The organism is Streptomyces sp. NPDC093065 (genome assembly GCF_044754585.1).
Classification (GTDB): domain Bacteria; phylum Actinomycetota; class Actinomycetes; order Streptomycetales; family Streptomycetaceae; genus Streptomyces.
On the sequence record NZ_JBIVPJ010000014.1, the window covers coordinates 169,805 to 188,982 of the forward strand.

The 19,178-nt window shown below is 73.0% G+C and carries 18 protein-coding genes and 1 tRNA gene; 4 read left to right on the plus strand and 15 right to left on the minus strand.

What is annotated here, in order from left to right; translation table 11 throughout:
- The first annotated feature begins 74 nt into the window (after positions 1-74).
- Complete coding sequence (locus ACIQFU_RS24195) at positions 75-1,301, plus strand: serine hydrolase domain-containing protein (protein WP_402554291.1); 1,227 nt, start codon at positions 75-77, stop codon at positions 1,299-1,301.
- On the opposite strand, the gene ACIQFU_RS24200 is transcribed toward ACIQFU_RS24195, so the two are convergent.
- From ACIQFU_RS24200 to ACIQFU_RS24220, 5 genes are all read right to left on the minus strand, one after another.
- Positions 1,281-1,556, minus strand: a complete 276-nt coding sequence (locus tag ACIQFU_RS24200; protein WP_402554247.1) for a DUF1876 domain-containing protein — start codon at positions 1,554-1,556, stop codon at positions 1,281-1,283. The genes ACIQFU_RS24195 and ACIQFU_RS24200 overlap by 21 nt on opposite strands.
- 65 nt (positions 1,557-1,621) lie before the next feature.
- Positions 1,622-2,467 (minus strand): EamA family transporter, encoded by an 846-nt coding sequence (locus ACIQFU_RS24205; protein WP_402554248.1) that lies wholly within the window; start codon positions 2,465-2,467, stop codon positions 1,622-1,624.
- Positions 2,464-2,976 (minus strand): YbaK/EbsC family protein, encoded by a 513-nt coding sequence (locus tag ACIQFU_RS24210; protein WP_402554249.1) that lies wholly within the window; start codon positions 2,974-2,976, stop codon positions 2,464-2,466. The genes ACIQFU_RS24205 and ACIQFU_RS24210 overlap by 4 nt, the downstream gene beginning before the upstream one ends.
- A 160-nt stretch (positions 2,977-3,136) precedes the next feature.
- Positions 3,137-5,407 (minus strand): MMPL family transporter, encoded by a 2,271-nt coding sequence (locus ACIQFU_RS24215; protein WP_402554250.1) that lies wholly within the window; start codon positions 5,405-5,407, stop codon positions 3,137-3,139.
- A gap of 104 nt (positions 5,408-5,511) precedes the next feature.
- Positions 5,512-6,111 (minus strand): TetR/AcrR family transcriptional regulator, encoded by a 600-nt coding sequence (locus tag ACIQFU_RS24220; RefSeq protein WP_402554251.1) that lies wholly within the window; start codon positions 6,109-6,111, stop codon positions 5,512-5,514.
- A gap of 169 nt (positions 6,112-6,280) precedes the next feature.
- Between ACIQFU_RS24220 and ACIQFU_RS24225 the strand changes: the two genes are divergently transcribed.
- Positions 6,281-9,763 (plus strand): S41 family peptidase, encoded by a 3,483-nt coding sequence (locus tag ACIQFU_RS24225; RefSeq protein ID WP_402554252.1) that lies wholly within the window; start codon positions 6,281-6,283, stop codon positions 9,761-9,763.
- A gap of 74 nt (positions 9,764-9,837) precedes the next feature.
- Here the strand turns inward: ACIQFU_RS24225 and ACIQFU_RS24230 are convergent, their stop codons facing one another.
- The 4 genes from ACIQFU_RS24230 to ACIQFU_RS24245 all read right to left on the minus strand — a co-directional run bounded on the left by ACIQFU_RS24230 (position 9,838) and on the right by ACIQFU_RS24245 (position 13,571).
- A complete protein-coding gene (locus ACIQFU_RS24230) occupies positions 9,838-10,056 on the minus strand; it encodes a hypothetical protein (RefSeq protein ID WP_402554253.1) in 219 nt (72 codons plus the stop codon).
- A gap of 85 nt (positions 10,057-10,141) precedes the next feature.
- Positions 10,142-11,035 (minus strand): SDR family oxidoreductase, encoded by an 894-nt coding sequence (locus ACIQFU_RS24235; protein ID WP_402554254.1) that lies wholly within the window; start codon positions 11,033-11,035, stop codon positions 10,142-10,144.
- Positions 11,032-12,003 carry an alpha/beta fold hydrolase gene (locus ACIQFU_RS24240; RefSeq protein ID WP_402554255.1) on the minus strand — a complete coding sequence of 324 codons (972 nt, stop codon included), beginning with the start codon at positions 12,001-12,003 and terminating at the stop codon, positions 11,032-11,034. The genes ACIQFU_RS24235 and ACIQFU_RS24240 overlap by 4 nt, the downstream gene beginning before the upstream one ends.
- On the minus strand, positions 12,000-13,571 hold the full coding sequence (locus ACIQFU_RS24245) for a flavin-containing monooxygenase (protein WP_402554256.1): 1,572 nt from the start codon (positions 13,569-13,571) through the stop codon (positions 12,000-12,002). The genes ACIQFU_RS24240 and ACIQFU_RS24245 overlap by 4 nt, the downstream gene beginning before the upstream one ends.
- 182 nt (positions 13,572-13,753) lie before the next feature.
- On the opposite strand from ACIQFU_RS24245, the gene ACIQFU_RS24250 reads away from it, so the two are divergent.
- Positions 13,754-14,434, plus strand: coding sequence for a MerR family transcriptional regulator (locus tag ACIQFU_RS24250; protein ID WP_402554257.1), 681 nt, complete (start codon positions 13,754-13,756; stop codon positions 14,432-14,434).
- Here ACIQFU_RS24250 and ACIQFU_RS24255 read toward each other — a convergent pair.
- On the minus strand, positions 14,422-15,225 hold the full coding sequence (locus ACIQFU_RS24255) for an exodeoxyribonuclease III (protein WP_402554258.1): 804 nt from the start codon (positions 15,223-15,225) through the stop codon (positions 14,422-14,424). The two genes, ACIQFU_RS24250 and ACIQFU_RS24255, sit on opposite strands and share 13 nt — an antisense overlap.
- Before the next feature lie 68 nt (positions 15,226-15,293).
- Here ACIQFU_RS24255 and ACIQFU_RS24260 point away from each other — a divergent pair, with 68 nt between their 5' ends.
- Positions 15,294-15,779, plus strand: a complete 486-nt coding sequence (locus ACIQFU_RS24260) for a GNAT family N-acetyltransferase (protein WP_402554259.1) — start codon at positions 15,294-15,296, stop codon at positions 15,777-15,779.
- 118 nt (positions 15,780-15,897) lie between these two features.
- Here ACIQFU_RS24260 and ACIQFU_RS24265 read toward each other — a convergent pair.
- The 5 genes from ACIQFU_RS24265 to moaC all read right to left on the minus strand — a co-directional run bounded on the left by ACIQFU_RS24265 (position 15,898) and on the right by moaC (position 19,176).
- A tRNA-Ala gene (locus tag ACIQFU_RS24265) sits at positions 15,898-15,971 on the minus strand.
- 55 nt (positions 15,972-16,026) lie between these two features.
- Complete coding sequence (gene glpR, locus ACIQFU_RS24270; RefSeq protein ID WP_402554260.1) at positions 16,027-17,295, minus strand: gephyrin-like molybdotransferase receptor GlpR; 1,269 nt, start codon at positions 17,293-17,295, stop codon at positions 16,027-16,029.
- A 173-nt stretch (positions 17,296-17,468) separates the two neighbouring features.
- Entirely contained in the window at positions 17,469-18,131 is a 663-nt protein-coding gene (locus ACIQFU_RS24275; RefSeq protein WP_402554292.1) for a GNAT family N-acetyltransferase, read from the minus strand.
- Entirely contained in the window at positions 18,128-18,667 is a 540-nt protein-coding gene (locus tag ACIQFU_RS24280; protein WP_402554261.1) for a molybdenum cofactor biosynthesis protein B, read from the minus strand. Before ACIQFU_RS24280 ends, ACIQFU_RS24275 begins: the two co-directional genes overlap by 4 nt.
- Positions 18,664-19,176, minus strand: a complete 513-nt coding sequence (moaC, locus tag ACIQFU_RS24285) for a cyclic pyranopterin monophosphate synthase MoaC (RefSeq protein WP_381386271.1) — start codon at positions 19,174-19,176, stop codon at positions 18,664-18,666. The genes ACIQFU_RS24280 and moaC overlap by 4 nt, the downstream gene beginning before the upstream one ends.
- Between the last annotated feature and the right edge of the window lie 2 nt (positions 19,177-19,178).

Sequence of the window (19,178 nt, forward strand, 5' to 3'; positions counted from 1 at the left end):
ATCGCGGCGGGCCGGTGGCGGTTGCACCCACTGTCACGGGCGAGCGGAAGGAACGTGGAGAAGTGGACGCGGACGTGGACGTGCACGGCACGGTGGCCGAGGGTTTCGAGCCGGTGAGGGAAGCGTTCGTACGGAACTTCACCGCGCTCGGCGAGCGGGGCGCGGCCGTCGCCGTCTACCGGGACGGGCGCAAGGTCATCGACCTGTGGGGCGGCACCAGGAACGTCGACGACACGACCGGCACCGAACCCTGGCGCCGGGGCACCGCCCAGGTGGTCCGCTCGGCGACCAAGGGCGTCGCCGCCGCCGTGCCGCTGCTGCTGCACCGGCGCGGGGAGCTGGACCTGGACGCCCCGGTGGGCGAGTACTGGCCGGAGTTCAAGGCGCACGGCAAGGAGCGGGTACTGGTCCGGCACGTGCTGAACCACCGGGCCGGCCTGCCGGTCCTGGACCGGCCGCTCAGCCCCGAGGACGCCCTCGACCCGCTGCGGGGCCCCGCCGCCGTCGCCGCCCAGGCGCCGGTCTGGGAGCCGGGCACCGACCACGGCTACCACGCGCTGACCTACGGCTGGCTGCTGGACGAGCTGGTCCGCCGGGTGACGGGCGGGCGTGGCGCCGGACAGTGGATCGCGGACGAGATCGCCCGCCCGCTGGGCCTGGACCTGTGGGTGGGGCTGCCCGCGGCGGAGGAGCAGGCGGGCCGGGCCGGCCGCGTCGGGCGCCTCGACGAGCCCGAGCCGTCGGGGGCCGGACCGCGGCTGCGCCCCAAGCGCGCCGTCACCGCGGCCTACGGCGACCCCGGCTCCCTCACCCGCCGCGCCTTCGCCGCGATCACGCCGTTCCCCGACCAGAACGACCCCGTGTACCGTGCCGCCGCCCTCCCGGCCGCCAACGGCATCGCGACGGCCGAGGGTCTGGCCCGGTTCTACGCGGCGCTGATCGGCGAGGTCGACGGCGTGACGCGCGGCGTGCGGCTCTTCGACGCGGCGACCATGGAACTGGCCCGCGCCGAGGAGTCCGCCGGTCCCGACCGGATCCTGGTCGTGGGCACCCGGTTCGGCCTCGGCTACATGCTGCACGGCAGCGCGTCCCCGTTCCTGTCCCCCGGCTCCTTCGGCCACCCGGGCCGCGGCGGCTCCCTGGGCTTCGCCGACCCGGAGGCCGGCATCGCCCTGGGCTACGTCACCAACGGCTTCCGCAAGACCGTGACGGCGGACCCGCGGGCGCAGGCGCTGGTACGGGCGGTACGCGCGTCGCTGTCGGACCGGACCGGTACCGGCTCAGACGTGGATCGGGTGTGAGGTCCGCCCGGACGCGGCGTCGATCTCCTCGTGCGCCTTGGTGAGCAGCTGCATCGCCAGCTCGTTCAACGCGCGTGCCCCCGCGACCTCCTCACCGACCCGTGGCTGCTGGGAGTCGACCCGGTGCCGGCTGGCGTGACCGTGCGCGCGGACCTCGGTGCCGTCGGGGAGCCGCACCATCGCGACCGCCCGCGTGTGCTGGTCGTCCTCCATGAACTCCATGTCGACGTGCCATCCCACTGTGGTGTGCATCATGACGATCACCTCCGGAACATCTCCTTCCAGGGTGCGCCTCCCCAGGGCGGTACGCACTACTCCCGCTATCCGGTGTGCAGCATCAGCCCTATCCCGACGACCAGGAGACCCGCCGCCGCGATCCGGGGCGCGCCGAACCGCTCCTTGAAGAAGACGGCCGCTATCGCGGCGCCGACCAGGATGGACGACTCACGCAGGGCGGCGATGGGCGCGAGTTCGGCGCGGGTCTGCGCCCACAGGACCAGGCCGTAGGCGGCGACGGACATCACCGCGCCGAGCAGTCCGAGCCCGGCGTACGGCCGCAGCAGCGCCGGGGCACCGGCGCGGTGGCGGTACAGGAAGTACGCGGGCAGGGCCGCCCCCTGCATCGCCATCAGCCAGGCGATGTACCCGAGGGAGGACCCGGAGGCACGTACGCCGAGGCCGTCGACGACCGTGTACGCCGCGATGGTCACCCCGGTCGCCAGGGCGGCGCCGATGGCCGCCCAGTCGGGCCGGCGTCCGCGCAGCCCCCACAGGGCGACGCCGGTCAGCCCCGCGCAGGAGACCAGGATGCCGCCGGCCGCCCAGCCGTCCGGCACCTCGTGGGCGAAGACGGCGGCGAGGACGGTGACCAGCAGCGGCGCGCTGCCGCGGGCGATCGGGTAGGCCTGGCCGAAGTCGCCCAGCCGGAAGGAGCGCATCAGCAGGGCGTAGTACGCGATGTGGATGGCGGCGGAGACCAGGAGGTACGGCCACGCCCCGGCCGCCGGGAACGCGGCGAACGGCAGCAGCGCGAGCCCGATGAGCATTCCGCCGCCCGAGATCAGCGCGAACCCGGTCAGCTTGTCGGTGATCCGGTGGGCGATGGCGTTCCAGCCGGCGTGGGTGACCGCGGCGAGCAGGACGGCGGCGGTGACCAGTGGGGTCACGCGGAGCGCTCGCGCACGTCCACGAGGGTGGCCCCGGCGGTGGCCACGAGCTCCTTGGGCTCCATCGGGAAGACCGCGTACGGGGTGCCGGCGGCGGCCCAGACGACGTCGTGGGCGAGCAGCGACCGGTCGGCGAGGACCCGGGTCCTGCTCCGGTGCCCGAACGGCGGCACCCCGCCGATCGCGTATCCGGTGGTCTCCCGTACGACGTCGGCCTTGGCCCGCGTGACCTTCCCGGCGCCGAGTTCCTCGCGGACCCGGTCCAGGTCGACGCGTGAGGCGCCGTCCATGAGGACGAGTACGGGCTCGCCGTCCGCGGCGAAGATCAGCGACTTGCAGATCTGGCTCAGCCCGCACCCGATCGCGGCGGCGGCCTCGGTGGCGGTGCGGGTGGCCTCCGGGAAGCGCCGGGCCCGCGCGGCCAGGTCGCCGAGGCCGAGTTCGCGCAGGGCGGCGGCGAAGCGGGGGTGGGCGGCGGTGGGCTCGGAGGCGTCGTCGGTCGTCGTCATGGTGGGCACCGTAGCCGTGCGCGCGGCGCGGGGGCGACCCGGTTGCGGAGCCCCTCGCGGAAGCCCTCCGGACAGGGGGAAGCCGGTGAGGGCAGCCCCGTCCCCACGGAAGCCCTCACCGGCTGGTCTGTGCCGTCCTCCGGCGGGAGGCGGCGGTTGGTCAGGCGCGCACCAGTTCCCGGTCCTCATCGGGGCCGGTGCCCCGCTCGTCGGCGGTGCGCAGGCCCTCGCCCTCGACGTCCACGTTGGGCAGCGCGCGGTCCAGCCACTTCGGCAGCCACCAGGCCCGCTTGCCGAGCAGGGCGAGGACCGCCGGGACGATGGCCATGCGGACCACGAACGCGTCGAAGAAGACGGCGATCGCCAGGCCGAAGCCGATCATCTTGACCATGGACTCGCTGGAGCCGATGAAGCCCGCGAAGACCGCCATCATGATCACCGCCGCGGCGGTGACGACCCGGGCGCCGTGCTTGAAGCCGGTGACGACCGCCTGGTTGGGCTTCTCGCCGTGGACGAACGCCTCCCGCATGCGGGTGACCAGGAAGACCTCGTAGTCCATGGCCAGGCCGAAGACCACGCCGACCATGAAGATCGGCATCATCGACATGACCGGCCCGGTCTCCTCGACACCCATCAGGCCGGACAGCCAGCCCCACTGGAAGACCGCGACGACCGCGCCGAGGGCCGCCATGACGGAGAGCAGGAAGCCGAGGGCCGCCTTCAGCGGGACCAGGATCGAGCGGAAGACCACGATGAGCAGGAGGAAGGCCAGGCCGACGACCAGGACCAGGTACGGCACCAGCGCGTCGTTGAGCTTCTGGCTGACGTCGATGTTCATCGCCGTCGAGCCGGTGACCAGGGTCTCCGCGCCGGTCTTTGCCTCGATGTCGCCGCCCGCGTCACGGATGGCGTGCACCAGGTCCTCGGTCTGCACGGAGGACGGCTTGGAGTCCGGGACCACGGTGATCGTCGCGGTGTCGCCGCCCTTGTTGGGCGCGGGCGGGGTCACCGCCACGACGCCGTCGAGTCCCTTGATCCGCGTCTCGACGTCGGTGAAGGCGTCCTTGGGGGCGTCGCTGCCCTTGGCGTCGACGACGACCATCAGGGGGCCGTTGAAGCCGGGGCCGAAGCCCTCGGAGAGCAGGTCGTAGGCGCGGCGCTGGGTCGTGGACGTCGGCTGGGAGCCGTCGTCGGGCAGGCCCAGCTCCAGGGAGGTCGCGGGGACCGCGGCGGCGCCGAGGCCGATGACGCCCAGGAGGAGGACGGCGAGGGGCCGGCGGACGACGAAGCTCGCCCAGCGGGTGCCCATGTTGGCCTTGGGCTGCCCCTGGCCCTGTGTCCTCTCCGCGCCCGGTGTCTTGTCCGCGCCCGGTGTCCTGTCCGCGCCCTTGCGGAAGCGGCCCAGGAACTTGCCCTTCGCGCCCGCCGGCTTGACCCTGCGGCCGGCGTAGCCGAGCAGTGCGGGGATCATCGTCAGGGCGATCAGGACCGCGATGGCGACGGTGCCGGCCGCTGCGACGCCCATCTTGGTGAGCATCGGGATGTTGACGACCGCGAGGCCCACCAGGGCGATGACGACAGTGAGTCCGGCGAAGACGACGGCCGAGCCCGCGGTGCCGACCGCCCGTCCGGCGGCATCCTCGCGTTCACGTCCCTCGGCGAGTTCGGCGCGGTAGCGGGAGACGATGAACAGGGCGTAGTCGATGCCGACCGCGAGGCCGATCATCATGGCCAGGATCGAGGTGGTCGAGCCCAGTTCGAGCGCACTGGCCAGGGCGGTGATCGAGGAGACGCCGATGCCCACGCCGATCAGGGCGGTGAGCAGGGGCAGCCCGGCCGCGACCAGCGAGCCGAAGGTGATGACCAGGACGACGGCGGCGACCGCGATGCCGATGACCTCGGTGGCGCCGGTCTCCGGGACGGCCTGGAGCGCGTCACCGCCGACCTCGACGGTCAGCCCGGTGTCGCGCGCCTGCTGGGCCGCGTCCTCCAGGGCGTCCTTGGTGGACTCCTCCAGCTCCATGCCGGAGACGTCGTACTTCACCGAGGCGTAGGCGATGGTGCCGTCCTTGCTGACGGCGTTGCCGGTGTAGGGGTCGGCGACCGAGGCGACTTCGGAGCCGTCGGCCAGCTCGCCGACGGTCTTCTCGACGGTCGCCTTGTTGCCGGCGTCCGTCATCTTCTCGCCGGACGGTGCCTTGAAGACGACCCGGGCGGTCGCTCCGTCGGCACTCGCCCCGGGGAAGCGCTGTTCCAGCAGGTCGAAGGCCTTCTGGGCCTCCGTTCCGGGGATGGAGAAGGAGGAGTTGCCGGCGGGCGGGGCGCTGGCCGCGCCGACGCCGGCGAGCGTCAGCAGGGCCACCCAGATCAGGGCGACGAAGTGCCGTCGGCGAAAGGCGAGCCGGCCGAGTTTGTAGAGGAACGTGGCCACGGGGGCGTACTCCCGGTCAGGTCGTGGGAACTTCGGGGCAGGGGTGATCGGCCCGACGACGTGAGCGGTTACGTCAGGTGGGGCTCAGGTGGGGCGTGGGGATGTCAGTGGGTGGAGACGCCGAGGGCGGGGAGGATCACGGCGTCGATGTAGGAGGCGAGGAACGCCCGGGTCGGCGGCTGGTCGTCCAGCAGCGTGCGGGTGGCGAACCCGCCGACCATCATGTGCACGAGGAAGTCCAGCGCCGGACAGTCCGGTCTGATCTCCCCGCGGTCGACGGCGCGTTGCAGCACGCGCTGGAACTCCGCCATCTCCGGTTCGATGAGCTGTTCCCGGAACGCCTGGCGCAGGTCGGGGTTCTGGTGCAGCGCCATGGCGACACCCCGCATCAGCGCGGAGTTCGCTTCCATGGTGCAGTCGTCCTCACGCGCCATCAGGGCGTGCAGGTCGCCGCGGAGCGAGCCGGTGTCGACGTCGGAGATCTCGCCGGGCTTGTTGTGCCGCATGGCCTTGACGACCAGCTCCGGCTTGCCGCCCCACTGGCGGTAGAGCGTCGCCTTGCTGGACCGGGTGCGGGCGGCCACGGCGTCCATGGTGAGGGCGTCGTAGCCGACTTCGCGGAGCAGGTCGAGCACTGCCTCGTACAGCTCGGCCTCGCGCTCGGGAGTGATCCGGCTGCGGCGCGCGGTGGCGGTCTCCGTCATCTCGCCCACTCCTCTCCGGTCCGGTTCCGCTCGGCGTCCGTCAGAACGACACCGTTTCGTACATGACGAATGTACCCCAGCCCCTAGCGAAACGAAACGGTTTCGTTCGTGTTCTGGGTCACGGTTGTCGGCAACGCATAAGTTGCCGGTACCCGACACCCGGAAAAGCATGGGGCGGGTGAGTTATCTGCGCCTTCCGCACCTCAGTGGCGACCGGCTGTGCTTCGTGGCCGAGGACGACCTCTGGCTCGCGTCCCTCGACGGTCCGGGCCGGGCCCGGCGGCTCACCGTGGACCGCACCAAGGCCGGCCACCCGCGCTTCTCCCCCGACGGCCGGCACATCGCGTACACCAGCTGGCGCAGTCTCGTGCCGGAGGTCCACCTCGTGCCGGTGGACGGCGGTCCCGGACGGCAGCTCACCCACTGGGGCGGCTTCGACACCCGGGTGTGCGGCTGGTCGCCGCCCGATCCCGACGGCACCACCGCCGTTCTCGCCGTCGCCTCGCACGGGGAGCCCTTCTCCCACCTGACCTGGGCCTACAAGGTCACCCCCGACGGCGACCCCGGCCGCAAGCTGCCGTGGGGGCCGGTCACCGACGTCCAGGCCGCCGACCTCGACGGCGAGCGCAGGACGCTGCTCCTGACCGGCACCCCGCCGCACGAGCCCGCCGCCTGGAAGCGCTACCGGGGCGGCGCCACGGGCCGGCTCTGGCTGCACGGCGAGCGGCTCCTGCCCGACCTCGGCGGGCATCTGGCCGCTCCCATGATCGTCGGCGGCCGGATCGCCTTCCTCTCCGACCACGAGGGCGTCGGAAACCTCTACTCGTGCGCCCCCGACGGCACCGGCCTGCGCCGCCACACCGACCACGACGCGTTCTACGCCCGCAACGCCTCGAGCGACGGCACGCGGGTGGTGTACCAGTGCGCGGGGGACCTGTGGCTCGTGGACGACCTCGCGCCCGGCTCGGTGCCGCGCCGGCTCGACGTGCGGCTGAGCGGTCCGCGCGCGGGACGGCGTACGTACCAGGTGCCCGCCGCCCAGCACGTGGGCGGCGTCTCCGTCGACGAGACGGGCCGGGCGAGCGCCGTCGTCGTACGCGGCAGCCTGTACTGGCTCACCCACCGCGACGGCCCGGCCCGCACCATCGCCGACACGCCGGGGGTGCGGGTGCGGCTGCCGGAGATGCTCGGGGAGAGCGGGCGGATCGCGTACGTGACGGACGCCGGGGGCGAGGACGCCGTCGAGATCTCCTACCTGCCCCGGGCGACCGGCGGCCGCGCGGCCCGGCGGCTGGCCTCCGGGCGCCTCGGCCGGGTCCTGGAGCTGCTCTCCGACCCGGCGGGCGAGCGGCTCGCCGTCGCCTCGCACGACGGGCGGCTGCTGATCCTCGACGTCGCGGAGGCGGACACTGAGGTCGCGCTGGCGCTGGATGCGGTGGACGCCGGGTACGCGGCGGGCGCGGCAGGGGAGGACGCGTCGTCGGGAACCGCGGACGGCACGGACACCGGCACGGCGGAAGGCGGAGGCGACACGGCGGCGGACGACGGCTCCACGGCCGACGGCGCCGCGGCCGGAGCCGCCGGGGGCGCCGTCACGCCGGGCGACCCAGGTACCCCCGCGACCGCCGGAGGCCGGGTCACCGAGCTGATCCGCTCCGTCAACGGCCCCGTGCGCGACCTCGCCTTCTCCCCCGACGGGACCTGGCTCACCTGGTCGCACCCCGGCATCGGACGCACCCTGCGGCAGATCAAGATGGCCCGGATCGACGGACCGGAGGGCACCCTCGTCGTCGACGTCACCAACGGCCGCTTCGAGGACGAGAACCCGGTGTTCACCCGCGACGGCCGCTACCTCGCCTTCCTGTCCTGGCGCGGCTTCGACCCGGTGTACGACGTGCACACCGGCGACCTGTCCTTCCCGCTGGGCTGCCGCCCCTATCTGGTGCCGCTGTCCTCCGCGACGCCCTCCCCCTTCGCCCTCAACCCCGAGGGCCGCCCGGCGGCCGGTGGCCTGGACCCCCTGGAGGACGAGCCCGGCGAGGGCGGCGCGGTGACCGTCGAGGTCGAGGGTCTGGAGAGCCGGGTGACACCGTTCCCGGTCACCGCCTCCAAGTACTCGGCCCTCGAGCCGGTCGCGGGCGGCGGCCTGGTCTGGCTGCGCTGGCCGATCTCGGGCGCGCTCGGCGAGACCTTCGCCAACCCGGCCGACCCCAGCGAGCGGCCCACGCTGGAGCACTTCAACCTCGCCAAGGCGAAGAAGTCCGAGCTTGTCGACCACCTCGACTGGTTCCGGGTCAGCGGCGACGGCAGCCGCCTGGTCGTGCTCGACGAGGGCGACCTGCGCGCCGTACCGGCGACCGAGGCGGGCGACGGCGACTCGACCACCTGGATCGACCTGCGCCGCATCCTGCACGAGGTCGACCCGGCCGCCGAGTGGCGCCAGGCGTACGACGAGGCGGGCCGCCTGATCCGTGCCTACTTCTGGGACCCGGGCATGTGCGGCATCGACTGGGACGGCGTCCTCGACCAGTACCGCCCGCTGCTCGAACGGATCGCATCCCCGGACGAGTTCGCCGACCTGCTGCGCGAGGTGCTCGGCGAGCTGGGCACCTCGCACGCCTATGTCGCCGCCGCCCGGCGCAACGAGGGCCCGGCGCACTACCAGCGCCCCCAGGGCCTGCTCGGCGCCAACTTCGTCTGCCGGGAGGGGCGGTGGGTGGCCAGGCGCATCCTGCCCGGCGACTCCTCCGACTCCAAGGCCCGCTCCCCGCTGGCCGGCACGGGCATCCGCGACGGTGCCGTGCTCACGCACGTCGACGGCCGGCCGGTCGACCCGGTCCTCGGCCCGTCCCCGCTGCTTGCGGGCGCGGGCGGTACGACGGTGGAGCTGACCTTCTCGCCCGCCGGGGGAGACCGGGGCCCCTCCCGCCGGGTCGCCGTCGTACCGCTCGTCGACGAACGCCCGCTGCGCTACCAGGACTGGGTGGCCAAACGCCGCGAGGTGGTGCGGGAGTTGAGCGGCGGCCGGTGCGGCTACCTGCACATCCCCGACATGGGCGGCTCCGGCTGGGCGCAGTTCAACCGGGACCTGCGCATGGAGGTGTCCCGGTCCGCGCTCATCGTGGACGTGCGCGGCAACGCGGGCGGGCACATCAGCGAGCTGGTCATCGAGAAGCTGACCCGGACCATCCTGGGCTGGGACCTCACGCGGGACGCCCAGCCCGAGTCGTACACCTCCAACGCCCCGCGCGGACCGGTCGTCGCGGTCGCCGACGAGGCGACGTCGTCCGACGGCGACATGATCACGGCCGCGTTCAAGCTGCTGCGGCTCGGTCCCGTGGTCGGGCAGCGCACCTGGGGCGGTGTGGTCGGCATGACCGGCCGGCACCGCCTCGGCGACGGCTCGGTGATCACGGTGCCGATGAACGCGGCCTGGTTCGACGCCTACGGCTGGTCCGTGGAGAACTACGGCGTCGCCCCCGACGTCGAGGCGCTGCGCACCCCGCTGGACTGGGCCGAGGGCCGCTACCCGGTCCTGGACGAGGCGGTCCGCCTCGCGCTGGAGCTGCTGGAGACCAACCCGCCCGCCACGCCGCCCGGTTACGAGGCCGTACCGGACCGCTCGCGTCCGCCGCTGCCACCGCGGGAGTAGGAGGAGCCGGGGCACGGAAAGGGCGCCCGCCCGGATCGACCGGGGGGGCGCCCTCTCACTTCGGCGGCGGCGCGTCAGGCGTCGAAGCTGTCCTGGAGCCGCTCGTCCTCGTCACGACGGCGCGAGGACGGGTCCTGGTGCTCCGACTCCCGGCGGCGCGAGGACGGGTCCTGCTCGTCCTCGTCGCGACGGCGGTCGCGGTTCTGGAACTGGTCACGCGCCTGCTCGGCCCGCTGCTTGCCCTGCTGCTGCATGCGCTCGGCCTTGTCCTGGAACTGGTCCTTCATACCCATGTGGGTTCACTCCTGTGATCGGGCCCGACCGGTTCGGCCGGGTGCCCGATCAGATTCACACGGGCCGTGACCGTGCGCATGTCGATCACTTACGGACCGTAGTCGTGCTGGTCCGGCCCTGTTCGTCGGCGGCTCCACCGGCGCCGACGAGCCCCACCCGCAGGCCGTTCAGCCGGTCCCCGAAGCGCCGCATCTCGCGCTGCCCGACGGTGCCGATGACGGCCGGCAGGTATCCGCGCACGCCCTGCATGCCGCGCAGCCACCACTGCCCGTAGACGTGCGCGGAGCGGCGCTCGACGCCCTCCACGAGCCGGTCGACCGCCGGGCCGAGCGGGTAGGTCTTGTTCGACGGCCAGGGCAGCCGCTGCCGCAACTCCCGCATCACGTCGTCCTGGTCGGCGCCGCGCACCATGTCGGTGTCGGTCCACGACAGATAGCCGACGCCGACCTTCACCCCCCGGTGCCCGACCTCGCCGCGCAGACTGTGCGCGTACGCCTCGACGCCGGACTTGGAGGCGCAGTAGGCGCTCATCATCGGGGCGGGGGTGAGGGCGGCCAGCGAGGCGATCTGGAGCAGGTAGCCGCGGGTCTCCAGCAGCGCGGGCAGGAAGGCGCGGGCGGTGACGGCCGAGCCGATCAGGTTGACCTCGATGACCCGGCGCCAGGACTCCGGGTCGGAGTCGACGAAAGGACCGCCGGTGGCCACACCCGCGTTGGCGACGACGATGTCGACCTTCCCGAACCGCTCCTTGACCTCCGCCGCCACCCGGGCCATCGCCTCGTGGTCGGTGACGTCGGCGTGCCAGTGCTCGCTGTCGCTGTGCAACCGGGCGGAAACCTGCTTGAGTTCGTCGGGCTCCAGCCCGACCAGCGCCACCTTCACTCCGCGCGCGGACAGCTTGCGGGCCATCAACTCCCCCACGCCCCGCGCCGCTCCGGTGACGACGGCCACCCGCCCTTCCAGGCTCACCCTGCTCATGCGCTCTCCTCGGCGTGTACGGCGTGCACGACGTGTTCGGTGTCTCCGGCACGCTCACCGCGTGCGCTCGGTATGTAGGTGGCGGCGAGGGCCCGTATCTTCCCGGTGACCAGGTCGGGCGCCTCCACCGGCGTCATGTGGCCGAGCCCCGGCAGTTCCGTCAGGCCCACGCAGTCCGGCAGCGCGGCGGCCAGCGCGCGGGCGTGCACGGGCGGCGTCAGCCGGTCCGCCGTACCGACCACGATCTCCACCGGCATCCGCAACTCCCGTACACCGTGGTCGAGGTCGAGCAGGTCGAGCACCCGGGACCAGCCGTGCCGCACCCGGCTCGGACAGGCGTGCACGATCCGGGCGCAGGCGTCGACCATGTGCGGGCCGGAACCCTGGCCCATCGTCCCGTACTTGAGGATCCGGCGGGCCGGCGGTGTGACCGGCCCGAGCGGCGCCCGGGAGCCGAGGATCCGCCGGGTCAGCCAGGTGCGCGCCCGGCCCGCCCGCATCGGCACCACGGTGGCGGACGCCACCAGCCGCGCGCTGCCCGTGCTGCACAGCAGGGCCGCCGCCGCGTGCTCGCGCACCGCGGGCCGCGTCGCCGCCGCCATCAGCGTCATCCCGCCCATGGAGTGCCCGGCGATCACGGCCTGCTCGCCCGGCGCGAGGGTGGCCTCCAGTACGGCTTCGAGGTCGTCGGCGAGCGGTTCGGTGCCGTACGCCGGGTTGGCCGGGCTGCGCCCGTGGCCGCGCTGGTCGTAGGCGATCACCCGGTGGTCGACGGCGAGTTCGCGGATCTGCGCCGCCCAGAAGGCGATGGAACAGCACCAGCCGTGCGAGAGGACGACGGCGGGGGCGTTCTCCGGTCCGTGCACCTCGACGTGGATGCGGGCGCCGTCGGCGGCGGTGACGGTCAGCTCGTGGGCGGGCACGGGCGGGGCGTACGGCCCGTCGGCGACGTGCAGCAGGCGGCTCACGCGCTCACCTCGGCGTCCACGTCGCTCTTCGCGCCGGTGTCCGCGCCGGTCTGCGCGCCGGCGGTCTTCGCTTCGCTCCGCGCGGGGGCCGGGCGCAGCACCTGGTACTCCGCGAGGTCCACGCGCCGTGTCTCGCGCCGGAACTCGGCGGTGGTGCCCGGCCAGACGGTGGTGTTGCGGCCGCTCGCGTCCAGGTACCAGCTGGTGCAGCCGCCGGTGTTCCACACCGTGCGCTTCATGCGCTCCTGCACCCGGTGGTTCCAGTTGCGCACGGCGGCGGGGCGCGGGTCGAGGGCGGTACGGCCGCCGAGGACGTTCAACTGACGCAGGTAGTCCGCCATGTAGTTCAGCTGGGACTCGATCATCAGGATCATGGACGAGTTCCCGAGGCCGGTGTTGGGCCCGATGACCGTCATGAAGTTGGGGAAGCCGGCCGCCGTGCCGCCGCGCAGCGCCTCCATGCCGCCCTTCCAGGTCTCGGCCAGCGTCCGCCCGTCCGCACCCACGACCCGCTCGGCGATGGGCATGTCGGTGACGTGGAAGCCGGTGCCGAAGATGATCGCGTCCGCCTCCGCCTCGGTGCCGTCGGCGGCGACGAGCGTCGACCCGCGCACCTCGCTGAGTCCGCTCGCGACCACGTCCACGTTGGGCTTGGCGAGCGCCGGGTAGTAGGTGCTCGACAGGAGGATCCGCTTGCAGCCGATGCGGTAGTCGGGGGTGAGCTTGGCGCGCAGGGCCGGGTCCTTGATCGCGGCGCCCATGTTGCGCTTGGCGATCCGCTCGACGAAGCCCAGCTCGTCGGGGTGCTTGGTGAACGCCTGCACCTGCAGTTCCCGGATGCCCCACAGCAGCCCGCGGCGCAGCTTGGTGGTGGCGGGCAGCGCCCGGTGCAGGGCGCGTTCGGCGCCGCTGATGGCCCGGTCCATGCGGGGCATCACCCAGGCCGGGGTGCGCTGGAAGAGGGTCAGGCGGTCCACCTCCGGCTGGATGGACGGCACGATCTGGATGGCGGAGGCGCCGGTGCCGATCATGGCGACGCGCTTGCCGGCGAGGTCGTAGTCGTGGTCCCAGCGGGCCGAGTGGAAGACCTTGCCGGGGAAGGAGTCGAGCCCGGGGACGTCCGGGACCTTGGGGTCGGACAGCGGCCCGGTCGCGGAGACGACGACGTCGGCGGTGAGGGTGCCGCGTACGGTCTCGATCTCCCACCGCAGCTGCTCGGTGTCCCACGCCATCCGCTTCACCTCCGAGTCGAAGCGGAGGTGGGGGCGCAGCCCGAAGGTGTCGGTGACGTGCTCCAGGTAGGCGCGGATGTGCTCCTGACCGGAGAAGGTGCGCGGCCACTCGGGGTTGGGCGCGAAGGAGAAGGAGTACAGGTGGGACGGCACGTCGCAGGCGCAGCCGGGGTAGCTGTTGTCCCGCCAGGTGCCGCCGACGCTGCCGGACCGCTCCAGTACGACGAAGTCGGTGATCCCTTCGCGCCGCAGCCGCACGGCGGCGCCGAGGCCGCCGAAGCCGGACCCGATCACCGCCACCCTTACGTGCTCGTGAACCTGCTCGTGCTCGGCCATCCCGGAGCCTCCACGCTTGCCTGGACCGTCTGGAACCTGGAACCGTCTGGAACCTTGCCAGTGAACACTGGCGCAATGGGAGCGTAGAGCAGGTCCGTACTCATGGGTAGGGGTCGGACGGAGGGCATTTACATCAGCGGCTGCCGCCGCGGGTACCGCCGGTACGCCATAGGGTCGTGGACGTGACCGTGAAGCGTGAATACCGCATGGAGGAACTGGCCCGGCTGGCCGGCATCACAGTGCGCACCCTGCGCTTCTACCGCGAACGCAAACTGATCCCGCCGCCCCGCCGCGAGGGCCGCATCGCCTGGTACGACGACCACCACCTGGCCCGCCTGCGCACGATCGCGGCCCTGCTGGAACGCGGCCACACCCTGAACGGCATCGCGGAACTCGCCGACGCCTTCGACCACGGCCGCGACGTCGGCGACCTGCTCGGCCTCGGCGAACCCACCGAGGAGACCCCGGTCCGCCTCACCCCCGAGGAACTCGCCGCCCGCTTCGAGGGCGAGGTCACCCCGGAGAACCTGGCCGCCGCGATGGAGCTGGGCTACCTCGGCACCGACGGCGACGAGCTGGTCCACATCAGCCACCGCCTGCTGGAGGTCTCCTCCGCCCTGGTCCGCGAGGGCATCCCGCTCGGCGAGGTCCTCCAGGCCGGCGCCCGCGTCCGCGAACACGCCGACGCCCTCGCCGAGCTCTTCGCCGACCTGATCCTGCGCCACGCCCCCGAACCGGAACTCCACCGCCTGCGCCCGCTGGCCCGCAGCGTGGTGGAGGCGGAACTGTCACTGGCGCTGGACCGGCGGATACGGAAGCAGACGGACCGGGCCGGGGGGCGGGCTCGCCCTCAGCGGTCGTAGACCACCGTGACCGGCGCGTGGTCGGACCACCGCTCGGCATGCGTGGCAGCCCGCTCGACGTAGCCCTTGAGCGCCTTGGCGGCCAGCCCGGGTGTCGAGAGGTGGTAGTCGATGCGCCATCCACTGTCGTTGTCGAAGGCCCGCCCCCGGTAGGACCACCACGAGTACGGACCCTCGACGTCCGGGTGCAGGGAGCGCACGACGTCCACGTAGCCGCCCTCGGCCGGGTCGAGCACGCGGCTCAGCCACTCCCGCTCCTCCGGCAGGAACCCGGAGTTCTTCTTGTTGGCGCGCCAGTTCTTCAGGTCGGCCTCGCGGTGGGCGATGTTCCAGTCACCGCAGACCACGACCTCGCGTCCCTCGGCGGCGGCGCGCTCGCGCAACTCCTTGAGGTACGCGAGGAACTCGCCCATGAAGCGGACCTTCTCGTCCTGGCGCACGGTGCCGACCTCGCCGGAGGGGAGGTAGAGGGAGGCGACCGTCACACCCGGCAGGTCGGCCTCGACGTAGCGGCCGCTCCCGTCGAACTCCGCCGAGCCGAAGCCGACGCGGACCGCGTCGGGCTCGCGGCGGGTGTAGAGGGAGACGCCGGCCCGGCCCTTGGCGGCGGCGGGGGCGTGCGTCACGTGCCAGCCGTCGGGTGTGCGGACGTCTTCGGGCAGCTGCTGGGGTTCGGCCCGCACCTCCTGGAGGCACAGCACGTCGGCGGAGGTGTCGGCGAGCCACGGCACGAAGCCCTTCTTCGCGGCGGCGCGCAGACCGTTCACGTTTACGGAGGTCACGGTGAGCACCAGGGCACGATACCGGCACACTGGACGATGTCCCGCTCCGGATAACGCATCGATTTACGGTAGGAAGCATGAACATACGCCGGGTCCCCTTCGACCACCCCGACGCCGTGAAACTCAACGACGAGGTCCAGGCCGAGTACGACGTCCGTTACGGCGACGGCGGCGACGCCACGCAACTGGACCCGTCGGACTTCGCGCCGCCGAACGGCCTGTACCTGGTCGCGTACGACGAGAACGACGTTCCGGTCGCCTCCGGCGGCTGGCGCTGCCAGGACGCCAACGAGGAGGGGAATCTCGACGGGGACGCCGAGCTCAAGCGGATGTTCGTGATCGAGCAGGCGCGCGGGCGCGGGCTGGCCCGGCGCATCCTGGCCGCCCTGGAGGAGGACGCCCGTGCGGCGGGCCGGACCCGGATGGTGCTGGAGACCGGCACCAAGCAGCCGGAGGCCGTGGCCCTGTACGCCTCCAGCGGCTACGTGCCCTGCGACAAGTTCGGCTACTACCGCTTCTACGAGGACAGCCTCTGCTACGCGAAGGCCCTCCAGGTCCCGTAGGCGGGGGACGGGCCTCGGGCCGCGGGGACGACCCCGGCGCCGAGGCCGAGGCCGGGCCGGGAAACGACGAAGGCCCCGTCCGATCGCGATGATCGGACGGGACCTTCCTCAATGTGCGTGGACCTGTGGGGATTTGAACCCCAGACCCCCTCGATGCGAACGAGGTGCGCTACCAGACTGCGCCACAGGCCCTTGCAACGAGTGAAACTCTAGCACCCCGTCCGGCCTGCTCAAAAATCCCTCTCGGCTACTCGTTGGCCGCGCGGGGACGGTCGCCGTCCTCGTACTGGTCGAAGAGCGGTGTGCGGCCCCGCTCCCTGGCCCGGCGGGCGGACGCGGCGCGGCGGGCGTCACTGCGGCCCGGGGTCTCCGGACGCTCCTCGGCGTGGGCGGCCGGACGCTCCTCGGCGGCGCGGTCCGCCGAGCGGTCCGGGGCGGGGGCGGCGTCCGCCGCGTCGGGTGCGACGGGGCTGGAGCGCGCCGAGCTCCACGCGTCCGGGGCCGCGAGGTCCACGTCGGGCGTGGCGCGGGGGGCGACCGGCGCGGTCACGTAGGTGGGCAGGGGCACCGGGACCGGGTCCCAGCTGTCGCCCTGCGGGCGCCCCCGGCGTTCCCGCTGCTGGTCGACCCACTCGGCGTGGTCGGTCTGCTCGACCAGCGCCCGCCGGTCCGCGGCGAGCGCGGACATCCCGGCACCGGGCTCCACGTCCGGTCCGTCGTCCGGCTCCTCGGCGTCGAGGTCGCCGACCGGAGCGCCGGGGTCGGCGGGGCCGCGCCGGCGCGGGCGGGGGTCGCGGTCGCGCAGTCGCTGTGCGGCGACCTCGGCCTGACGGCGGTCCATCTGGAAGGCGAAGCGGCGGCGCTCCTGCGCGCGCAGATGGGCGATGTACGCGCTGAGCAGCACCGCGGGCACACCGGGCGCCCACAGGAACGCGAGTCCGCCGACCGCCGCGACGACCGAGCCGAGCGTGAAGGCGAGAAAGAGCATCACGGTCGTACGCCGACGGCGGGCGAGGACCTTGGTGCGCCGGGCCCGCGCCGCGGCCGCCGCCGGTGAGAGCGGCGCGCGCCGGGCCTGCGGCACCCGCCCCCGCACCGGTGCCGCACCGGGCCCGGCCGGGCGGCCGGGTTCCGGGGACTGCCCGGATCTCGGGCCGTGTTCCGTGCCGCCCGACTGCGGGCGTGCCGTTTCGGGCCGCTCCGCCGTCTGCCGCGGCGGAGCCGGCCGGGTGTGCCGTCGGGTCCTGGACACGGCGAAGGCCCGGACGTCCACCGAGTCGGTGACGGCGTCCGGGGCGTCGGCGTCGGGCTCCGCCTCGTCGGCGGGGCGCGACCGCAGGTCCTTGGCGTACCGGCGCTCCATGCCCGCCCGTCCGGACAGCAGCCGGATGGCGGTGCTGAAGCGTTCCGTCGGACGGGCCTCGTTCAGCTCGTCCTGCCTACGGAGCCACATCGGCACCAAGTAGGCGGCCCAGGCCCCGACGATGACTGCGTAGATGAGGCCGCTGCTGCTCACGCCTCACACGGTAGAGGGGTTTGCGTGAGGCCATCCGCCAATTGAGCCGGTGTGTCGCACGATCTGGCTGATATTTCGAACTTTTCTTGTGACCGATCCGATCAGCCGACTGTCAGGACCGGGAAATTATCCGATTCGGGACGGTCGCGGTCCGATCAAATTCGAACGTTTATTCAATTACCGGCGTTACCGGTGTTTCCGGTGTTTCCCGCGTTCGGTGTACCGCGCTGCCGTGACCGGTGCCAGCGCCGCAGCAGACCCTCGGGAACCTCGTCCGCGGTGAGCGCGAAGACGAGATGGTCCCGCCAGGCTCCGTCAATGTGCAGATAACGCGGCCTCAGCCCCTCCTCACGGAATCCGAGTTTCTCCACGACCCGGCGGCTGGGGGCGTTCTCGGGGCGAATGCAGACCTCGACGCGGTGCAGTCCGACGGTGCGGAAACAGTGGTCCACGGCCATCGCCACGGCCGTCGGCATCACCCCGCGGCCGGCCACCGCCTCGTCCACCCAGTACCCGACGTGTCCGGAGCACATCGAGCCCCAGGTGATGCCGGCGACCGTCAACTGGCCGACCAGCCGCCCCCGGTACTCGATGACGAAGGGCAGCATCCGGCCCGCGTGGGCCTCGGAGCGCAGGTGCCGCACCATCTGGCGGTAGGTCGGCCGGTGCGCGATCGGGCCGCCGGGCCCGGGCGGCGGGATGGTGGCCTCCCACGGGCGCAGCCAGTCCCGGTTGCGCCGGTTGACCTCGCGCCAGGTCCGTTGGTCGCGCAGCCTTATCGGCCTCAGGACGATGTCGCCGTCCGTCAGCTCGGCGGGCCAGGACGGGCCGTTCAGCTCGCACCCCCACCACTGGCGGGTCTCGGGTGGTCGCCGCCGCGGAGCTGGTCCACGGCGTGCTTCAGCAGCGGCTCCAGCACCGCGAGGCCGTCCTTCACCCCGCCGGGGGAGCCCGGCAGGTTGACGATCAGCGTCCTGCCCGCCACTGCGGCCAGCCCCCTGGAGAGCGCGGCGGTCGGCACCTTGTCCCGGCCGTACGCCCGGATGGCCTCCGCGATGCCCGGGACCTCGTGGTCGATCACGGCCCGGGTCGCCTCGGGAGTGCGGTCGGTGGGCGAGAGGCCGGTGCCGCCGGTGGTGACGATCACGTCGTAGCCCGCGTCGGCCCCCGCGCGCAGGGCGGCTTCGACCGGGTCGCCGTCGGGGACGACCCGCGGGCCGTCGACGGCGAAGCCGAAACGACGCAGCCCCTCGGCGACCAGCGGGCCGCCCCTGTCCTCGTAGACACCGGCGGCGGCCCGGTTGGACGCCGTGACCACCAGGGCGGCGTACGGGCCGGGAAGAGCGCCTCCGGCAGCCGTGTCCCGCGTCATGACCGGTTCCAGTCGCCGGACTTGCCGCCCGTCTTCTGCTCCACCCGCACGTCAGTGATGACCGCTCCCTTGTCGACCGCCTTGACCATGTCGACCACGGTGAGCGCGGCGACGGAGACCGCGGTGAGCGCCTCCATCTCGACGCCCGTGCGATCCGTCGTCCTCACCGTGGCGGTGATCTCCACGGCGTCGTCCGCGACCGACAGGTCCAGTTTCACACCGGAGACCGCCAACGGGTGGCACAAGGGGATCAGATCGGGGGTGCGTTTGGCGCCCATGATGCCCGCGATCCGGGCGGTGGCCAGGGCGTCGCCCTTGGGTACGCCCTCGCCGCGCAGCAGCTCGACCACGCGGGGCGCGACGAGGACGCGTCCACTGGCGCGGGCGGTGCGGGCGGTCACGTCCTTGCCGGACACGTCGACCATCCGGGCGGCGCCCGCCTCGTCGATGTGCGTCAGCCGGTCCTGCGGGTCCTGTCCGCTGCTCGGCGGTCGGTCCTGCGTACTCATGC

Coding starts and splice junctions, on each gene's coding strand:
- ACIQFU_RS24200 (WP_402554247.1), bottom strand. CDS start 1,556: ATGATGCACACCACAGTGGGATGGCACGTCGACATGGAGTTCATGGAG.
- moaC (WP_381386271.1), bottom strand. CDS start 19,176: ATGAGTACGCAGGACCGACCGCCGAGCAGCGGACAGGACCCGCAGGAC.
- ACIQFU_RS24220 (WP_402554251.1), bottom strand. CDS start 6,111: ATGACGGAGACCGCCACCGCGCGCCGCAGCCGGATCACTCCCGAGCGC.
- ACIQFU_RS24210 (WP_402554249.1), bottom strand. CDS start 2,976: ATGACGACGACCGACGACGCCTCCGAGCCCACCGCCGCCCACCCCCGC.
- ACIQFU_RS24235 (WP_402554254.1), bottom strand. CDS start 11,035: ATGAGCAGGGTGAGCCTGGAAGGGCGGGTGGCCGTCGTCACCGGAGCG.
- ACIQFU_RS24280 (WP_402554261.1), bottom strand. CDS start 18,667: ATGACGCGGGACACGGCTGCCGGAGGCGCTCTTCCCGGCCCGTACGCC.
- ACIQFU_RS24245 (WP_402554256.1), bottom strand. CDS start 13,571: ATGGCCGAGCACGAGCAGGTTCACGAGCACGTAAGGGTGGCGGTGATC.
- ACIQFU_RS24230 (WP_402554253.1), bottom strand. CDS start 10,056: ATGGGTATGAAGGACCAGTTCCAGGACAAGGCCGAGCGCATGCAGCAG.
- ACIQFU_RS24260 (WP_402554259.1), top strand. CDS start 15,294: ATGAACATACGCCGGGTCCCCTTCGACCACCCCGACGCCGTGAAACTC.
- ACIQFU_RS24225 (WP_402554252.1), top strand. CDS start 6,281: ATGGGGCGGGTGAGTTATCTGCGCCTTCCGCACCTCAGTGGCGACCGG.